Origin of the sequence: Ciceribacter sp. L1K22, assembly GCF_017599385.1 — a bacterium.
Lineage (GTDB): Bacteria > Pseudomonadota > Alphaproteobacteria > Rhizobiales > Rhizobiaceae > Allorhizobium.
Window position 1 is genome coordinate 1,948,504 of sequence record NZ_JAGFPK010000001.1, and the last position, 18,060, is coordinate 1,966,563.

The following is an 18,060-nucleotide window of genomic DNA, read 5'->3' on the forward strand; positions in this document are numbered from 1 at the left end:
AAAGATCGCATTGCCACCGAAGGGGCTTGCACGCTTTTTGGTTTCGTTCTAAACGCCCGTCACCGCTCGCTTTTATGTGACTGGTTGGCCTCGTGGCGGAGTGGTGACGCAGAGGACTGCAAATCCTTGTACCCCGGTTCAATTCCGGGCGAGGCCTCCAACCTTTCAAAAGACATGCAGTAATTCTTGCTTTATTGCAGCTTTGAGAAAGGCTAATAATCTGCTTGGTTTAACGGCGTCCGCCGCATCGGTGCTTTATCTCATGTTTTCGGGTCAGGCGAAGTCGTCAGCACCAACTTTGATAAGTTGCACTTTGTGGCGGAGATCATCTACTAGCTCAGTCTGTCGTTCTTGCAATCAAAGAAGTGTTTACGTGGGGGGGACCCTTATCTGCGCGGTGTTTTGTGTAACAAGCGGCACAGAAGCCGAGATCGATCACCGGCACGAGACTGTCATACATGTCGAGACTACGACGTTATCCAAACGACTTCAGGAAACTTGGTGGAGACGCCGGATTCACGATGAATGACATTCCGTGCCAACCGAACTGATGGTACGGATCTAGCCGGAATTTCTTGCCCGACTTTTTTCGCCATTCATTGAACGCTCGTTGCTCACCGCGTCGGGGATCTGCGTTTTCGCAATACCAGTCGTCGAACGAAAGGACGGTACCGGGTTGCAGGAGCGGCGTGATGAACTCCAGCACAGGCACAGTCGAGCTATAGAGGTCGCAATCGACATGTACGAATGCCGCAGCGTTCAGTCCGTATTCCTCCGGTTTGTGGCCAACGAGTGTCTTGTCAAAAAAACCCTGAACGGTATGGAAGTCGCGTCCCTCTTTGGCGTCATAATGGCCAAGAACCTCCCTGAATTGGTCCACGCTGACCGCCATTGATCCTGTTTTCCACTGTTCATGGTCCGATGAGCTGACCTCGGGGAGGCCGGCGAAGCTATCGAAGGCAAAAAGGCGTCGATTTTCGAACGGCTCTAAGCGAGAGTATTTCAACGCAAAACGGAACGAGCGAATTGTGCTTCCGCATCCAAACTCAAGATAATCGCCTGGCACTCTGTTATATCTAATGAGCGAGAACGCTTTATAGTAAAAATCGTCCATTCGCCGTTGAAGCTCATACTCTCTATGCACTTTGGCATTGTGTGGGTCGTGGGCGTGTAGATCGGTGAACGGGAAATTCTTTTCGCCGATTTTGCGATAGTAAAACATGACCCCTCTCCTCATGCGTTCAGCTATTCCTTCCGATTAGCTGGTTATGTTGCACCAGTCTACAGTCAATCGAATAGTGATGTTCTCAGGATGGGGCTCCGCGCTCTGTTGCATGCCCAAAGTGGGGGGGCCTATTTGCTGGAGGGGGGTAGATCTGTTTTGGCCTACAGTGCCGTCAGCCATTTCTCGGTCTCGCTCAAACCGGTGACTATCACGGGCAGTGCCTTCGGTTGGATAGCCTTAGTGACCGCGTTGACTTCACAGTCAGAAGCCGAACAGCCGGTGCTTTCGCTAGCGGGTTGTTCATTTTGTTGCGAATACCGCGCCAGTCCTCATCGATTGTGGCGAAACGCTGAGTCGCCGACTATCGTCGATTGAAATCTAGAGATTAATCTTCATCCGGTCCGTATCTTCGCGTCGGCGGACCGTGGTCCACGATGCGACACAGCGACCACGCGAGCGGTACTTATGAGGCTGGGCGATGCCACAAATATTCGGGATGGTATCGGGTTTGGTGGATGATGGCGGCTGGATGGCTCATTTCACCTTGGGAAATTAGCGGCCCTCACCTGGGTTGCGCACCTCGTTGCGGGTGCCGAAATTGCCGCGGAGATCGTATATCTCCCGAATGAGAGAGATCGAGTCCGATCGCCGCGGCTGCTGCCTCGCCTTTTTGACATGAAACAGCCTTGCCAAGTTCAATTCCGGGCGAGGCCTCCAACCTTTTCCAAGATAATAGTTCTCGACACGCCGTCTTGTGGCGTCGCCTCCTGACGGCTGCGCTGACCGGATGCCGCCAACATGGTCGGCTCGGCAGCGTGTGAATCAGCCCAGGACAGGCACGCCGGCGGCGCGGGCGGCTTCGACGACGGCAAGACGCGCCTTGGCGGCGGCGAGGCGACCTTCCATCGCGGCGGCACAGGCCGCGAGCGCTGCGCGGAAGCGTTGGCAGCCGACATCGGGCCAGCAATCGGCCAGCAGCCAGGCGGCTTCCCGGACGGAGCGCACGACATGTCGCGCGCCGGCGATGATGATGATGATGGGTGCGTGAAAGTCTCTGTCGAATGGCATGATCTGTTCTCCGGCGGCAAGAACTCCGCAGGAGGCAAGAGGTTCCAGACAGCCGGCATCGAAAATCCTCGCCGACCGCCCCGGTCGGCAGTGCGTCATTCGTAGAGTTCGATGGTGATGTTTCCGAAGATATCGGTGCTCTTCAACGTCCTGATGCCGCCGAGCGTGGTCCGGATGATATCGGTGGGATCGTAGAGGGTCTCGCCGCGATAAACGAGCCAGACCCGGCCGTGACGCGCGGCGACAGCGCGAACCGTCTCGGCATCGGTGGGTTCCAGACGCGGCGCGCCGAGATTGCCGATGAAGACCCTGTTGGCGTCGCGGTAAGGGAACGGTCCCGGCAGATAGGTGACCGTCGTCCCGGCGGGAACGCGGTCCCTGTAGAAGTCGAAGACGGTCAGCAACTCGTTCGGGAAGGCGATCACGACATCGCCGGGCTCTGCGCGTTCGGAGAGCGCGGATGTTGCATCAATCCACGGTTCTTTTTCGGAGGCGTAATAGCGGGGCAGGGCGGCACCCGTCAGGCCGACGGTGACGGCGACGAGCGCCATGCGGAGCAGCCGGTGGGGCACCAGAATGAGGCAGGTCGCGGCCAGCATCAGGCAAGCCGGGGTTATCCACTGCAGGAGCCGCGGCAGGAAGACGGGCCGTGAGAGGAGGCTCAGCAGCACCATGGCCGCCACCGGCACGGCGATCACCACGACGAGATGGACGGCGAAGCTGCGGTAAGGACCAAGCAGAAGCGCGCCCGTTCCGGCCGCCGCCAGGAGAATGGTCGCCATGACCGCATATTTTCCGCCGCCGACCATGATCGCGAGTTCGACGAGGCGCCACCATTCGAAGGTGAGCCAGAACGACATCTTTGACATCGCCGCGCTCTGGGCTGCGAGCGTGGGGATGAATGGCCCCCAGATCGCCAGCGCGCCCACGCCGGTGATCAGCAGGACGACGAAGACGTGGCCGATTTGCCGTCGCATGAACAGCAGTGTGCAGACGAACAGGCTGCCCCAGATCGCGAGCGTGATGAAGACGGAGGTGTTGTGCAGCCAGAGTGTAAGGCCGCCGGACACAGCCATCGCCACAGCCGCCATCCACTCCACCGATCGTGACCGGGCGCCGTAGATCTCCGAGCTCCAGAGGCGGAGCAGAACGAGTGAAGCCATGAGCGTGATACTGGCGGTCAGCGTCTGGATGCCGTAGGGCCGGGCGGTCTGCGACAGGTCGATGTGACCGGCATTGATGGCGAGCAGCAGCCCTCCGACCAGCGACAGCGCATCGCCTTTCGGGCCTAGACGCAAAAGCCTGCCGGAGAAAAGCACGAGGAGAACGGTCAGCACGCCGGCGATGACGGAGGGTGCCCGCAGCGCCCAGTCGCTCGACCCTGCCACCATGCGCCAGAGATGGACGATGGTGTAGTACATCGGCGGATGCGTCTCGTAGGACGGTACATCCCCCCAGAGTTCCCGCAGCGGCAGGGCCGAGAACCACGACGTGTAGGCTTCGTCGAGCCAGAAGGACCGGGAAAGCCCGATTAGCCGAAGCACCAGGGCGACGAGCAGTATGACTGCGGCGGCGGCGAGGAATGTAGATCGCTTGAGGGGCCGCTCGGAAGTCATGGCGTCTTTCCTTTTGTGACAGGGAGCGATCCGCCGACAGCGACGCGCGGTCCGAACGACCAGGCTGCGTTGACGACATAGGTAAAGATCAGGATGGCGAGCGTTGCGACCACCTGCGCCGCAAGATAGCCGACGCCGAGAATGGTGTTCAGCAGATACATCGCCAGCCAGTTCAGCCCCGCGCCGGCCGCCGCAACCGTCAGGAAGCGGAGCGCGACGGACAGGGAGGGCCTGACGCCGAAGGTGACGATCGAATTGAGGATGAAGTTGACGAGCGCTCCGGCCAGAGCGCCAGCCAGCGTCGCGCTGGTCGGGCGGACGCCGAATCCGGACACGAGCAGGATGAGCAAGACGTAGTGCACCGCCGTGCCCATGGCCCCCACCACTGCATAGGTCCCGAACGAAATGAGCTTACGAAAGGGAAGGCGGGGCGTTTTCATATCTTTTTCTCACGATGTACACCGGCCGGTCCTTTGATTCCATGTAAATCCGGCCGATATACTCGCCGAGCACGCCGATCCCGATCAGTTGGACACCGCCGAGCATGAAGACGGCGACGGCGATCGAGGCGTAGCCGGGGACGTCGATGCCGAAGATCAGCGTACGCACCAAAAGCATCACCGCCCAGAGAATGGCGAACAGCGCCAGCAGGCCGCCGAGATAGGTCCATATCCGCAACGGTACGGTGCTGAAGCTCGTCAGCCCCTCGAGCGCGAAGTTCCAGAGCTTCCATCCGGAAAACTTCGTCTGCCCGGCGGCCCTCGGCTCCCGTGTGTAGTCGATCGTGATCGTCCTGTAGCCGACCCAGGCGAACAGACCCTTCATGAAGCGCCGATTCTCCGGCAAGGCCGCGATCGCGTCGGCGACCTCGCGCGAGATAAGCCTGAAATCGCCGACGTTCTCGGGGATTTTCACATCCGAGAGCCGGTTGTGGACCCAGTAGAACATCGAGGCGGTCTTCCGCTTCAGGAACGAGTCGGATGACCGGTCCACCCTGCGGGCCAGCACGACGTCATAGCCTTCCGCGAAATGCCGCAGCATCTCCGCTATCACCGATGGCGGGTCCTGCAGATCGGCATCGAATGGAATAAGGACGTCGCCGCGCGCCTCCTTCAGCCCCGCCGAAAGGGCGGCTTCCTTGCCGAAGTTGCGGCTGAGGTCGACAACCCGGATCCTGTGGTCCTTGCTTGCCGCGAAAACCAGTTTCGGCAGTGTATCGTCGCGGCTTCCGTCATTGACGCAGACGATCTCGAAGCCGGACAGCTGCAGTTTGCTGAGTTCGGCGACGACCGTCGGGAAGAATATGTCGATAACTTCTTCTTCGTTGTAGAACGGAACCACCAGGGAGAGAAACGGGGTCTTTGTTATCACTTCGCTCATAAACGATTCTCTGATCGATACCTGGCCGTCTTTTTTCGGTCCGGATAGTCATCAATATCTGGCAAATATCAATGCTGTGGTCTCTGTCTCGTTGCTTTATGGTTACTTTCGGACCGGCGAATAGCTTGAATGGGGCGCCCTGAAATTCCGGCGGGGGAGAATTGCCACATCAGGGCCGCTGCGACTTGAAACGCCTGCCGCGTCGAACTAAGACACGAACGGATGAAACCGGGCTTCAGGACGGGCGAAGACATGATCGATTACCAGGCAGCACGCATCAAGATGGTGGACAACCAGATCCGGACCACCGATGTCACGGCGCATTCGGTGCTGGAGGCCTTCCTGTCGGTGCCGCGCGAGGCCTTCGTGTCCGACGCGATGAAGCCGCTCGCCTATATCGACGAGGACATGCAGATCGCGCCCGGCCGCTACATCATGGAGCCGTCGCCGCTCGCCAAGCTGCTGCAACTCGCACAGATCGGTGAGCACGATGTGGTTCTGGAGATCGGTTGCGGCGCAGGTTATGCGGCAGCGGTTCTGTCGCAGCTTGCAGGTTCGGTGGTCGCGATCGAAAGCGATGAGGCCCTGGCTGCCGGCGCCACGGAAACCCTGACAAAGCTCGGCTGCGACAATGTCGCCGTCGTCACCGGTCCGCTCGAAGCCGGCTACCCCGCAGAAGCGCCCTATGACATCATCTTCGTCAACGGTGCGGTCGAGATTGTGCCCGAGGCACTGATCTCGCAGCTGCGCGAAGGCGGCCGTCTGGTCGCTGTGGTCGGCTACGGCAATGCCGCCCGCGCGACCGTTCTGGTCCGCGCCGGGGAAAGCTATTCCAAGAGCGAGCACTTCAATACCTCGGTGAAGCCGCTTCCGGGCTTTCGCCGCGCCGCCGAGTTCGTCTTCTGAACGACTGACCTGTTCATTGTGAACTTTGTCGAGGCAGTCCCTTGCGGGCTGCCTTTTGTTTTCCGCTTTGTCCGGGATGTGGCGTTTGCGCAACGTCGTGTTGATTTACACTGGGACAACCTGTTCCCGATGTTGCAGGCGCACCCGCACCGTTTAAGCTAAGGCAATGCGCGAGCTGGGCGAGCTTGCGCGGACAAGGCTGCCCGCTGTCGGTGCCTTGGGGGAGTCCGGGTTTCGGACGCATTGGCTCGTGAATGATGTCGCGAGCGGGAGTTGGAGTTCAGCCTGTGTCGATTCTTCGCCGCACCATGTTCGCTGCCATGGCGTCCTGCATGATCCTTGCGCCCGGATTGGCGTCGGCCGAAACGATCTTCGACGCGATGGCCAAGGCCTATCGGAACAATCCTGATCTCAATTCCGTCCGAGCTCAGCTTCGCGCCACGGACGAGAACGTGACGATCGCCAAGGCGGCCATGCGGCCGCAGATCGGTGCCAGTGCCACTGCCAATTCCGTTGGAGGCTATATCAAGGGTGGCGACGGCTTCGATTACCAGACAGAGAGTATCGGTATCACCATCACCCAGCAGATATTCGACGGCTTTCAAACGCTTTACAACGTGAAGGCGGCCGAATCGGGTGTTGCGTCGAGCCGCGAGCAATTGCGCGCCGAGGAAATCTCCATCCTGCTCGCCGCCGCCCAGGCCTATGCCGACGTCGCGCGCGAACAGCAGATCGTTGCCATCCGCCGCAAGAACCTGAGCTTCCTTCAGGAACAGTTGAATGCCGCCAATGCGCGCCTCCAGGTGGGCGAGGGAACCCGCACCGATGTCAGCCAGGCCCAGGCCCAGCTGGCCGCTGCCCAGGCGCTCCTGACCGGCGCCGTGGCATCGCTCAAGCAGAGCGAAGCCGTCTACGTTCAGGTCGTCGGCACGGCGCCAACGGGCGTCAAGCAGCCTGCGCCGGCCTCCCGCGCGCTGCCGCCGACGCTGGACGTCGCTGTGCAGACCGGCATTCGCGAACATCCGGCCGTGCTTTCAGCTCTCTACGCCGTCGATGCCGCCGGCTATCAGGTCAAGTCGGCCGAAGGCAGCCTGCTGCCCGGCGTCGTCATCCAGGGCAATGTGTCGCGCAACTGGACCAACGAAACGACCAACAACGGCTTCTTCAGCACGCCGAGCCCGGACACCGATGTCGCGACCATCACCGCGCGGTTGAACGTGCCGATCTACCAGGGCGGCGCGGAATACGGCAACATCCGCAAGGCCAAGGAGACGCTGGGCGCCCAGCGCATGCAGGTCGATTCCGTCAGGGCCGCCATCCAGCAGCAGGTCACCGGGGCCTATGCGCAGATGGAAGCGGCCGAGGCCGGCATTCGCGCTGCGCGCCAGCAGATTTCCGCCTCCAACCAGGCGCTTCAGGGCGTGATCGAGGAGCGCAATGTCGGGCAGAAGACGACGCTCGATGTGCTGAACGCGCAGCAGGCTGTTCTCGAGGCCCAGGAAAGCCTGGTCGCCTATCAGCGCAACGCCGTCGTCGCCAGCTACTCGCTTCTCGCCGCTACTGGCAAGTTGACGGTGAAAAGCCAGGATCTGCAGGTGGCCGAGTATCGGGCGGAAGCGCATTACGAGGCCGTCAAGGACATGTGGTTCGGCCTTCGCACCGTCGACGTACCCTGATCATTGGCGGAGAAAACTGTTGATCACGCCCGGGAAAACGTGTGGGCGTGATTTTTTTCGCGGTCGCGGTATCCTACGGTGAACCGATTCGTGAGCCGGTCGTAGCCGGTCGAGTGCCTTCGGACTAGAACGGGGATAGGAATGGCCCAGCCAGGTGTAGCGCGTGAACCGTCGATGGAAGAAATTCTCGCATCGATCCGCAAGATCATCGAGAGCAATGATCCCGGCGCCGAAAAGAGCCTCGGCGTGTCCGTGCCGCCGCTCTACGACGAGCAGTATGACGACGAGATCAGCCTGACCATTGACGAGGACAACGCCCCGGCCGAACTCTATGCCGCCAACGACCGGCCGATAGCCGCGCCGATGCAGGCGCCGGCCGTCGCTGCCGAAACGCCGGCCCGCAGCGTGTCGCTCGCCGATCTCGCCGCGCGCGTCCGCGCCACCGTCGAGCGCGAGGATTATCAGCCGGCCGTGCCCGCATCGCGCCAGCCGCAGCCGCAGGCTCAGCCGCAAATCCAACCGTCCCCTGATGCACAGGCCATGCCGAGCCGGCTTGCAAGCATGCGCACTCCGATGCCGGCGGCCGAGCCCGCGCCGCGCGCTCCGCAGCCGGATTTCTCGATGTCCTCGCAGCCCGCGATGATGCCGTCGGCGTCTGAGCGGTCGGACGCGATCGAAGAGACCGCCCCTGCATCCGGTCTTTTGTCGGCGGAATCGGGCGCGCTCGTCGCCCGCTCGTTCGGCGAGCTTGCCGCCGTCGTCGACGGACAACAGCGGCGTTCGCTCGATGAGATGGCGGAAGAGATGCTGCGCCCGATGCTGCGCGAGTGGCTCGACGACAACCTGCCGACGCTGGTGGAACGCCTGGTGCGCGAAGAGATCGAACGCGTGGCCCGCGGACCGCGCCGCTAAGAAACCGCATTGCCGGGAGACGATCAGCCGCTCCGGTCGCCGGGGCGGCTTTCTTGTTGACTCCGGCTCGCCTGTCCGGCTTTAAAGCCGCAACAATCAAAATCAGAGAGTTGGTCCGAAATGCTCGAAAAGACCTACGATTCCGCCGCGGTCGAACCGAAGATCGCCAAGGCCTGGGATGACGCGGACGCTTTCCGCGCCGGTGCAAACAAGAAGCCGGGCGAGGAGAGCTTCACGATCGTCATCCCGCCGCCGAACGTGACCGGCTCGCTGCACATGGGCCACGCGCTCAACAATACGCTGCAGGACATCATGATCCGCTTCGAGCGCATGCGCGGAAAGGACGTTCTGTGGCAGCCGGGCATGGACCATGCCGGTATCGCCACCCAGATGGTCGTCGAGCGCAAGCTTGCCGAGGTCGGTGAGAACATGAGCCGCCGCGAACTCGGCCGCGAGGCCTTCATCGAGAAAGTCTGGGAGTGGAAGGAAGAGTCCGGCGGGCTGATCTTCAACCAGCTGAAACGGCTGGGCGCTTCCTGTGACTGGTCCCGCGAACGCTTCACCATGGACGAGGGTTTGTCGCAGGCCGTTCTCGAAGTCTTTGTAACGCTTTACAAGCAAGGCCTAATCTATCGCGGCAAGCGGCTGGTCAACTGGGATCCGAAGTTCGAGACGGCGATTTCCGACCTTGAGGTCGAGAACAAGGAAGTCGACGGCCACATGTGGCACTTCAAGTACCCGCTCGCCGGCGGGGAAACCTACACCTATGTCGAGAAGGACGAAGACGGCAACGTCACGTTCCAGGAAGAGCGTAACTATATCTCGATCGCCACGACGCGTCCCGAAACCATGCTCGGCGACGGTGCGGTTGCAGTCCATCCGTCGGACGAGCGCTATGCGCCGATCGTCGGCAAGCTCTGCGAAATCCCGGTCGGCCCCAAGGAGCATCGCCGCCTGATCCCGATCATCACCGACGAATACCCGGATCCGACCTTCGGCTCCGGCGCGGTCAAGATCACCGGCGCGCACGACTTCAACGACTATCAGGTCGCCCGCCGCAACAATATCCCGCTCTACCGCCTGATGGATACCCGCGCAAAAATGCGCGACGACGGCGAGCCCTATGCCGTTTATGCCGCCCAGGCGCTGGACATCGCGAAGTCCGGCCATGTCCCCGGCGAAGCGGAAGTCGACGGCATCAACCTCGTTCCGGACGAGTATCGCGGCCTTGATCGATACGAGGCCCGCAAGCGCATCGTCGATGCCATCAACGCCGAAGGCCTGGCGGTCACGACAAAGGACGCGGAAGGCAACGACATTCCCTATGTCGAATCCAAGAAGATCATGCAGCCGTTCGGCGACCGATCGGCCGTCGTCATCGAGCCGATGCTGACCGACCAGTGGTTCGCCGACGCCAAGACGCTCGCGGAGCCGGCAATCGCCTCGATCCGCGAAGGCCGCACCAACTTCGTCCCGAAGAACTGGGAAAAGACCTATTTCGAATGGATGGAAAACATCGAGCCGTGGTGCATCTCGCGCCAGCTCTGGTGGGGTCACCAGATCCCGGCCTGGTACGGTCCGGACGGGCAGGTCTTCGTCGAGAAGACCGAGGAGGAGGCGCTGCACGCCGCCATCCAGCACTACATCGCCCATGAGGGTCCGTGGAAGGCCTGGGTCGAGGAGAAGCTGGAGAACTTCCAGCCCGGCGAGATCCTGACGCGTGACGAGGATGTTCTCGACACCTGGTTCTCCTCCGCGCTCTGGCCGTTCTCGACGCTCGGCTGGCCGGAAAAGACGCCGGAACTGGCGCGCTACTACCCGACCAGCGTTCTCGTCACCGGCTTCGACATCATCTTCTTCTGGGTCGCCCGCATGATGATGATGGGCCTGCATTTCATGAAGGACGAGGCCGGCAACCCGGTCGAGCCGTTCCATACGGTCTATGTCCATGCGCTCGTTCGCGACAAGAACGGCCAGAAGATGTCGAAGTCGAAGGGCAACGTCATCGACCCGCTCGAACTGATCGACGAGTACGGCGCCGACGCACTGCGGTTCACGCTGGCGATCATGGCGGCCCAGGGCCGCGACGTGAAGCTCGATCCGGCCCGCATCGCCGGCTATCGCAACTTCGGCACCAAGCTCTGGAACGCCACGCGCTTCGCCGAGATGAACGGCGTCAAGGCGGATCCGACGTTCCTGCCGGAAACGACGACGCTCGCCACAAGCCGCTGGATCCTGACCGAGCTTGCGCGGACGCGCAACGAGGTCACCGAGGCGATCGAGAACTACCGCTTCAACGACGCTGCCGGCAGCCTCTACCGCTTCGTCTGGAACCAGTTCTGCGACTGGTATCTGGAACTGCTGAAGCCGGTCTTCATGGGCGACGACGAACACGCCAAGGCCGAGGCACAAGGCTGCGCCGCCTTCGTACTGGAGGAGATCTACAAGCTTCTGCACCCGTTCATGCCGTTCATCACGGAGGAACTCTGGCAGCATACGGCAGGTGAGGGGACCGAACGCGACACGCTGCTCTGCCACGCCGCTTGGCCGCGTGCGGTCTTCATGGACGAGGTTGCGGCCGCCGATGTCAACTGGCTGATCGACCTCGTCTCGGGCATTCGCTCTGCGCGGGCCGAGATGAACGTTCCACCCGGCGCCACCGCGCCGCTGATCGTCGTCGGCGCCAATGGCACGACCGAGGAGCGTCTTGCCCGCCACGATGCCGCGATCAAGCGTCTCGCCCGCGTCGATGCCATCACGCTCGCCGCTGATGCGCCGAAGGGGGCCGCCCAGGTCGTTGTCGGCGAGGCGACCGCCTGCCTGCCGCTCGGCAATCTCATCGACCTCTCGGCCGAAACCGCGCGTCTCGAAAAGGCGATTGCCAAGGTAGATCAGGAGATGGGCCGAATCGCCGGCAAGCTCTCCAACGAGAAGTTCGTCGCCAATGCCAATCCGGAGGTAGTCGCCGCCGAGCGCGAACGGCACGCCGAACTGGAGCAGCAGCGCGCCACGCTGGAAAAGGCCCTGTCGCGCGTCCGCGACGCCTCCTGACCGGCCATCGAGACAGGAACCGCCGGTGGATCATTCCACCGGCGGTTTCTTGAGAGCGGCACGTACGACGCTAAAATTTCCGAGGGATCAGCACGTTGCGCTGCACCATGCGAATTCCCGCACTGTCGCATTTCTGCGACACATGGCTAAACCGGCGGCAATTTGTTTCAAATTTAGGCGTGTTCGCTGTCGTGGATAAAAAAATATTCTATATCGAATGATTTCTTACGTGCCCGTCAAACATGTTACGTAAATATTTAATTCTCCAACCCAAAATATGGGGTGGACGCGGATTGTTGTCTCTCGTTTCCGCATGGCTACAATGCAAAAATCGAATGCCTGGAGTGGGGAGACTTATGGCCATGAACATCATCAAGAAAACTGCGGTATGCCTGCTCGGCACCTGTGCGCTGGTATCCGCAGCCAATGCCGGCGGCTTCACGCGCGGCGAAGCCGACACGGATCTTCTCTATGAAGACGGCACGTTCGTCGTGCGCGGCGGGGCGACCTACGTATCGCCGCACCGGGACTACGATACGATCGGCGGCGTAAGCGCGACGGACGACCGCTACACGGAGGACTATGTTATCCCGTCCTTCGCCGCGAAGTGGCGGATGAGCGACAACTTCTCGTGCGTGGTGAGCTACACCCAGCCCTTCGGCGCGAAGTCGGAATATGGCGACGAGGCACAGGCTGCTGACAGAAACGCGGATATTGCCGCATTCGCCGCTGCGGATCCGGCGGACCCTGGCTATGCCGGTCTTCAACTCACGGCGGCGTTGGGTGGTAACGCCGTCATTACTTCGGAGTTCAAGACCAACGAATTCGGCGGCACTTGCGCCGCCAACTTTGCCGCGGGGCCGGGCGACTTTTACGCCATGGGCGGCGTCTTCTTGCAGTCGTTCGACTATACGGAATCCAAGGACTTCGGAACCCTGAATCTCAAGGACGACAGCGCGTTCGGTTATCGAATCGGTGCTGCCTATGAGATTAAGGAATATGCCTTTCGTGCCGAACTGATGTACCGCTCGGAAGTCGAGCACAAGGCATCGGGGAAATTTACAGTCGAAAACGCCGGTCTAGCCGGTTACTTCGGGGTTCCGGTCGGTACCCAGTTCGATTCCACCGGCGGCGGCTCGCTTCCGCAGTCGCTCGAACTGAACCTGCAGAGCGGCATCGCGCCGGGCTGGCTGGCCTATGGTTCGGTCAAGTGGACCGATTGGAGCGTGCTGCAGACGCTGAACTACGACATCGATAACATCGGCCCCCAGGAGAAGAACTTCTTCTGGAAGGATGGCTGGACCATTACCGCAGGTGTCGGCCACAGCTTCACCGAAAACGTCTCGGGCGCGCTGCAGCTGACGTGGGACCAGGGTGTCGGCACTGGCGCCGACATCATGTCCGATACCTGGACCCTCGGCGCGGGGACCCAGATCAAGGCTGGTCCCGGCGTGCTCCGTCTCGGCGCGGCCGTCACCTACCTGACGTCCGGAAGCCAGTCGACCGCCGACGGTGCCGACTTCGACGCCACCGCCAATGGTGACTGGGCCTACGCGATCAATGGCTCTTACAAGATCGCGTTCTGAGAAACGCGCCAGTCCGATACACATCGAAGAGCCCGGCATGTCCGGGCTTTTCTTTTGCGTGGCGTTCGGTGAGGTCTCCGCCATTGTTACAGTTTTGCAACGCTGCGACGAACATTGTCGAGCGGCAGGGGCTACGGGAAAAATGTCCATTTCCCGCCACAAACAAAGCGCAGCAGAATGAGCAACGAAGTCGAAAAAGGGATTGGCAGGTCGGCCGCTTGGGCTCGCGGTATTTGCCGGTAGGGACGAAAAACCCGAAAAATCTGTAAGTTGCCGCGGATCGGCACCTTCCACGATTGCCGGAACATCGAGAGCCATCGAGGGGCCGCAGTCTCGCCCGAAAAGAGCGCTAGCCTCGGCTCGCGATCGGATCGGATGAGGCTGCCGGTGGCGATCTCGCGGGCCGCGTGAACGGGTTGTTCATCGACTTGCGCGACTATTGGTACGGGACGTGGAAGACCGATGGGCAACGGTGTCTTCCAATCGCCGTCAGTGGACGAAAGATATACGGAACTATGGTAAATACGGGGTTAATACGGCCGGTGCGTTCGTTTACGGCTCTGGTACTGTGTCTGTTGTCGGCGACAGGCGCGTTCGCTTTCGACATCAACGCCGGCGTCACCAAGGAATCGGGCCCATTTGATCTCTTCAAGTTCGGCTTCAAGGCCTACCAGAACGGCCAGAAGAAGGACGCTGTCGAGGCCTATCGCTACGCGGCCGAACAGGGCCATACGGCCTCCCAATACGCGCTCGCGGAGATGTATGCCGACGGCGACGGCGTGGTGAAGAACGATTTCGAGGCCTTCAAGATCTATTCGCGGATCGCCAGCCGCGGCGTCGAGCCGGGCTCCAACGATACCGGTTTCTTCATTTATTCGCTGATGTCGCTTGCCCAGTATTTCCGCCAGGGCATTCCCGGCTCGCCCGTTGGCGTCGATCTCGCCCAGGCGCGGCAAATCTATTTCCAGGTCGCGTCCACCTTCGGCGTGCCCGAGGCGCAGTTCCAGCTCGGCCAGATGCTTCTCGTCGGCGAGGGCGGCAAGGCAAGCGTGAAGCAGGCCAAGAAATGGCTGAACGTCGCCCGTAAGAATGGCCACGGCGGCGCCATGGCCGTGTTCGGCAATCTGATCTTCCAGGAGGGGCAGACCGCCCAGGGCCTCGCCTTCATGACCGCTGCGCTCGACAAGTGCGAGCCGAAGGATTGCGGTTGGGTGCAGGAACTGCAGGAACAGGCCTTCTCGGTCGCCACAGAGGACGACCGTCGGGTGGCCGTGGCGCTGGCGCCGCGGGTCGACGGCGCCGAATGATCCGAGTCGTTAGGCGCTGGCGCCCGTCGCTGGCCAGCTGAGATAGGCGTAGGTCTCGCCGATCGTGCCGAAATAGGCGCTCTCGCCGCTAACCTTGTCGACATAGGCACCGTTCGGCCCGATCAGATAGGTGGCATTGCTGCCACGGGTCAGCCGGTCTCGCAGAAAGTCGGACCATCCGCTTGCGTCCGTTTCCTCGGTCGGCTTGCTGGTCGTCCCGGCCTCGCTATCCGCCGATACATCCCAGGCCTTTATCGTTTCCCCCGCCGCGGCATCGGTGACTGTCAGCGTTCCGGCCTCGAGCGCTGCAAGCATCTCCTCGGCCTTCACCTTGCCGTCAGGCGTGGCCTTGAGCTCTTCCAGCCGCGCTTTGAGAGCCGTCATGAAGGATTTCGATCCGATGCCGGAGGTGCTCTCTGCCTCCACCTGGCTCTGCGCCTCGGTCACGGAGGCCTGCAGCGCCTCGAACCGGCCGTAGAAGATGTCTTCCTCGGTCTCGTCAGCCGTTCCGGCGCCAAAGGATTGCAGCAGGTAGGACGAGGACAACGGGCTGTTGGTCGATCCGTCCCGGCTCGATCGCGAATCGGCGTTCGTATCCTTCAGGACCCTCAGCATTGTCTGCGCGGAACTCATGCGTATCGACGTGATGTCGGTCATGCCAGCCTCCTTCGTTTGCCGATCCCGCCGGCCGCGCAAGCGGGTGCGGCGATAGGGATCGCAATTGATAAGTAGTCTAGCCAACGAACATGGATTGGAACTTGCGTTGCGTCAGTCAGCCTGTCGACGCACGCCGGGGGTGACGATGCGCCTCAGCCGAAATCGAAGAAACCAACGACGGGAACGTGGTCGGACGGCTTTTCCCAGCTGCGCACGTGTTTCTCGATCGCCGTCGCCTTCAGGCGGTCGGTCGCTTCCGGCGAAAGAAGCAGGTGATCGATGCGGATACCGTTGTTCTTCTGCCAGGCACCGGCCTGATAGTCCCAGAACGTATAAACGCCGGCTTCATCGGTGGAGGCACGCACGGCATCGACGAGGCCGAGATATTCGAGCTCGCGGAAAGCATTGCGCGTCTTCGGCAGGAACAGGGCATCGCCCGCCCAGACCATCGGGTCGTGGCAGTCGTACGGCTCCGGAATGACATTGTAGTCGCCGGCCAGAATCAGCGGCTCCTCAAGCGCCATGCGGTCTTGAGCGAATGCCTTGAGCCGCGCCATCCAGGCAAGCTTGTAGGGATATTTGACCGGATCGTCGGCCGGATTGCCGTTTGGCAGGTAGAGCGAGCATACCCGGATCACGCCGCCCGGAACGGAAAACACGCCCTCGATGAAGCGGGCCTGTTCGTCAGTCTCGTCGCCGGGAAGGCCGCGATTGACCTCGTCCGGCTTGCTCTTCGACAAGAGCGCGACGCCGTTGAAGCCCTTTTGGCCGTGGGTCTCGACATGATAGCCGAGCGTCTCGATCTCGAGGCGCGGAAAGCCTTCGTCGACCGACTTGATCTCCTGCAGGCAGACGATGTCGGGCGAGGACTGTTCCAGCCACTGGCAGAGGTTCGCGATGCGCGCCTTGACGCCGTTGATGTTCCAGGTGGCGATCTTCATACGGCGAAGCTCGTGCCGCAGCCGCAGCTCGCCACCGCATTCGGATTCTTGATCTGGAAGGACTGGCCCATCAGGTTGTCGACGAAATCGATCTCGGAACCGGCCATGTAGATCAGCGACACCGGATCGATCAGCACCGTCGCTCCGTCGCGGCTGACGACGATGTCGTCGTCGGCGCGGTCCGATTCGAGGTCGAACTTGTAGGAAAAGCCGGAACAGCCGCCGCCTTCGACGGAGACGCGCAACGCGCTTTTGCCGGCTTCGCTGCCGACGACCGCGGCGATGCGCTTCGCGGCGGCTTCGGAGAGGGTTACGTTTTGCTCGGTCATCTTACCTCCGACGGGGTCAAGGCCCGCAGAAACGGGATGGGGGCTTGTCTGTCAAGTTCACGACAAGGACAGACATGATACTATGACTTGCCCTGCTTCGTCCGGCATGTTTCACCGGATGAGGCTATAGGTATGAAGGCGCAGGCAAGGCGTCAATGGCGAACCGCAAGGACTGGAAATGACGATCGACACCAAGGCACTCGGATTTGGCTTCGGGGAGAGGGCGCTTTACGCCTCGGACCCGTGGGGCTCGCGCGGTCGCCTGTTTGCCGAGCCGTCGAGCCCGACCCGGTCGGAGTTCCAGCGCGACCGCGACCGCATCGTCCACACCACCGCCTTCCGCCGCCTGAAACACAAGACGCAGGTCTTCATCGGACCCGACGGCGACCATTACCGGACCCGTCTGACCCATACGATCGAGGTCGCCCAGATCGCCCGCGCGCTCGCCCGCGCCTTGAAGATCGACGAGGATTTGGCGGAAGGCGTGGCGCTGGTCCACGATTTCGGCCACACCCCCTTCGGCCATACCGGCGAGGACGCGCTCGACGAGGCGCTGAAACCCTATGGCGGCTTCGACCACAACGCCCAGTCGCTCCGCATCGTCACAAAGCTGGAGCGCCGCTACGCCGAGTTCGACGGGCTGAACCTCACTTGGGAATCGCTCGAGGGTCTCGTGAAGCACAACGGCCCCTTGCGGACGAAGGACGGGCAGGGGACACGCGGCCCCGTACCCCAGCCGATCCTCGACTACACGGAGCTTCACGACCTTGAAATCGAGAGCTATGCCAGCCTCGAAGCCCAGGTCGCGGCGATTTCCGACGACATCGCCTACAACACTCATGACATCGACGATGGCCTGCGCTCCGGCTACCTGACCTTCGAGATGCTGGAGGACGTGCCTTTTCTTGCCGGGCTGATGCGCGAGGTCCGCGACCGCTATCCGCACCTCGATCCCGACCGGTTCGCCCACGAGATCATGCGCCGGCAGATCACCCGCATGGTCGAGGATGTGATTGGCGTGGCGCAGGAACGGCTAGGGCAGGTAAAGCCGCGATCCGCACAGGACGTGCGCGATGCTGACCGCACCATCGCGACCTTCTCCGAAGCGATGACCGAGACGGACCGGCAGATCAAGAAACTCCTGTTCTCCCGGATCTACCGCCACCCGGACATCATGCGCATCCGCGCCGGTGCGGCGCAGATCGTGTCTGACCTGTTCAATGCCTACATGGCGGATCCCGCGCTGATGAAGAGCCACTACTGGGTGAACCAGCTGCCGGGTCTCAATCATCCGCAGCGCGCCCGACATGTCGGCGACTATCTGGCCGGCATGACCGATACGTTCGCGGTGCGCGCGCACCGGGAGCTGTTTGACCATACCCCTGAATTGCGGTAGAGCCCGCCGC

General features: G+C 61.6%; 15 protein-coding genes and 1 tRNA gene. 8 read left to right on the plus strand and 8 right to left on the minus strand.

Annotated elements, in window-relative coordinates:
* Positions 1-86 precede the first annotated feature (86 nt).
* Positions 87-160 (plus strand) — tRNA-Cys (locus tag J5J09_RS09790).
* Positions 161-475: 315 nt separating this feature from the next.
* Here the strand turns inward: J5J09_RS09790 and J5J09_RS09795 are convergent.
* The 5 genes from J5J09_RS09795 to J5J09_RS09815 form a co-directional block, all read right to left on the minus strand.
* On the minus strand, positions 476-1,222 hold the full coding sequence (locus J5J09_RS09795) for a TylF/MycF/NovP-related O-methyltransferase (RefSeq protein ID WP_208549640.1): 747 nt from the start codon (positions 1,220-1,222) through the stop codon (positions 476-478).
* A gap of 825 nt (positions 1,223-2,047) precedes the next feature.
* Positions 2,048-2,293: a DUF982 domain-containing protein gene (locus tag J5J09_RS09800; RefSeq protein ID WP_208549647.1), complete on the minus strand. Its 246-nt coding sequence runs from the start codon at positions 2,291-2,293 to the stop codon at positions 2,048-2,050.
* Between the two features lie 95 nt (positions 2,294-2,388).
* Positions 2,389-3,909: a glycosyltransferase family 39 protein gene (locus tag J5J09_RS09805; RefSeq protein WP_208549649.1), complete on the minus strand. Its 1,521-nt coding sequence runs from the start codon at positions 3,907-3,909 to the stop codon at positions 2,389-2,391.
* Positions 3,906-4,349, minus strand: a complete 444-nt coding sequence (locus J5J09_RS09810) for a GtrA family protein (protein ID WP_208549651.1) — start codon at positions 4,347-4,349, stop codon at positions 3,906-3,908. The genes J5J09_RS09805 and J5J09_RS09810 overlap by 4 nt, the downstream gene beginning before the upstream one ends.
* On the minus strand, positions 4,321-5,289 hold the full coding sequence (locus tag J5J09_RS09815; RefSeq protein ID WP_208549652.1) for a glycosyltransferase family 2 protein: 969 nt from the start codon (positions 5,287-5,289) through the stop codon (positions 4,321-4,323). The genes J5J09_RS09810 and J5J09_RS09815 overlap by 29 nt, the downstream gene beginning before the upstream one ends.
* A gap of 252 nt (positions 5,290-5,541) precedes the next feature.
* Here J5J09_RS09815 and J5J09_RS09820 point away from each other — a divergent pair, with 252 nt between their 5' ends.
* The 6 genes from J5J09_RS09820 to exoR all read left to right on the plus strand — a co-directional run bounded on the left by J5J09_RS09820 (position 5,542) and on the right by exoR (position 14,727).
* A complete protein-coding gene (locus tag J5J09_RS09820; protein WP_208549653.1) occupies positions 5,542-6,195 on the plus strand; it encodes a protein-L-isoaspartate O-methyltransferase in 654 nt (217 codons plus the stop codon).
* A gap of 287 nt (positions 6,196-6,482) precedes the next feature.
* Positions 6,483-7,871, plus strand: coding sequence for a TolC family outer membrane protein (locus J5J09_RS09825; RefSeq protein WP_348646436.1), 1,389 nt, complete (start codon positions 6,483-6,485; stop codon positions 7,869-7,871).
* Between the two features lie 141 nt (positions 7,872-8,012).
* On the plus strand, positions 8,013-8,783 hold the full coding sequence (locus tag J5J09_RS09830; protein ID WP_208549655.1) for a PopZ family protein: 771 nt from the start codon (positions 8,013-8,015) through the stop codon (positions 8,781-8,783).
* 120 nt (positions 8,784-8,903) lie between these two features.
* Positions 8,904-11,834, plus strand: a complete 2,931-nt coding sequence (locus tag J5J09_RS09835) for a valine--tRNA ligase (RefSeq protein ID WP_208549659.1) — start codon at positions 8,904-8,906, stop codon at positions 11,832-11,834.
* A 362-nt stretch (positions 11,835-12,196) separates the two neighbouring features.
* Entirely contained in the window at positions 12,197-13,420 is a 1,224-nt protein-coding gene (locus J5J09_RS09840) for an outer membrane protein transport protein (RefSeq protein WP_246745820.1), read from the plus strand.
* A gap of 515 nt (positions 13,421-13,935) precedes the next feature.
* Positions 13,936-14,727 carry an exopolysaccharide production regulator ExoR gene (gene exoR / locus J5J09_RS09845; protein ID WP_208549666.1) on the plus strand — a complete coding sequence of 264 codons (792 nt, stop codon included), beginning with the start codon at positions 13,936-13,938 and terminating at the stop codon, positions 14,725-14,727.
* A 9-nt stretch (positions 14,728-14,736) separates the two neighbouring features.
* Here exoR and J5J09_RS09850 read toward each other — a convergent pair whose 3' ends face one another.
* The 3 genes from J5J09_RS09850 to erpA all read right to left on the minus strand — a co-directional run bounded on the left by J5J09_RS09850 (position 14,737) and on the right by erpA (position 16,654).
* The gene (locus J5J09_RS09850; protein ID WP_208549667.1) at positions 14,737-15,384 is read right to left on the minus strand and encodes a hypothetical protein; all 648 of its coding nucleotides are present in this window, start codon (positions 15,382-15,384) and stop codon (positions 14,737-14,739) included.
* Positions 15,385-15,536: 152 nt separating this feature from the next.
* On the minus strand, positions 15,537-16,325 hold the full coding sequence (gene xth / locus J5J09_RS09855; protein ID WP_208549669.1) for an exodeoxyribonuclease III: 789 nt from the start codon (positions 16,323-16,325) through the stop codon (positions 15,537-15,539).
* Positions 16,322-16,654 carry an iron-sulfur cluster insertion protein ErpA gene (gene erpA, locus J5J09_RS09860; RefSeq protein WP_208549670.1) on the minus strand — a complete coding sequence of 111 codons (333 nt, stop codon included), beginning with the start codon at positions 16,652-16,654 and terminating at the stop codon, positions 16,322-16,324. Before erpA ends, xth begins: the two co-directional genes overlap by 4 nt.
* A 178-nt stretch (positions 16,655-16,832) precedes the next feature.
* On the opposite strand from erpA, the gene J5J09_RS09865 reads away from it, so the two are divergent.
* Positions 16,833-18,050 carry a deoxyguanosinetriphosphate triphosphohydrolase gene (locus J5J09_RS09865; RefSeq protein ID WP_208549671.1) on the plus strand — a complete coding sequence of 406 codons (1,218 nt, stop codon included), beginning with the start codon at positions 16,833-16,835 and terminating at the stop codon, positions 18,048-18,050.
* Positions 18,051-18,060 lie beyond the last annotated feature (10 nt).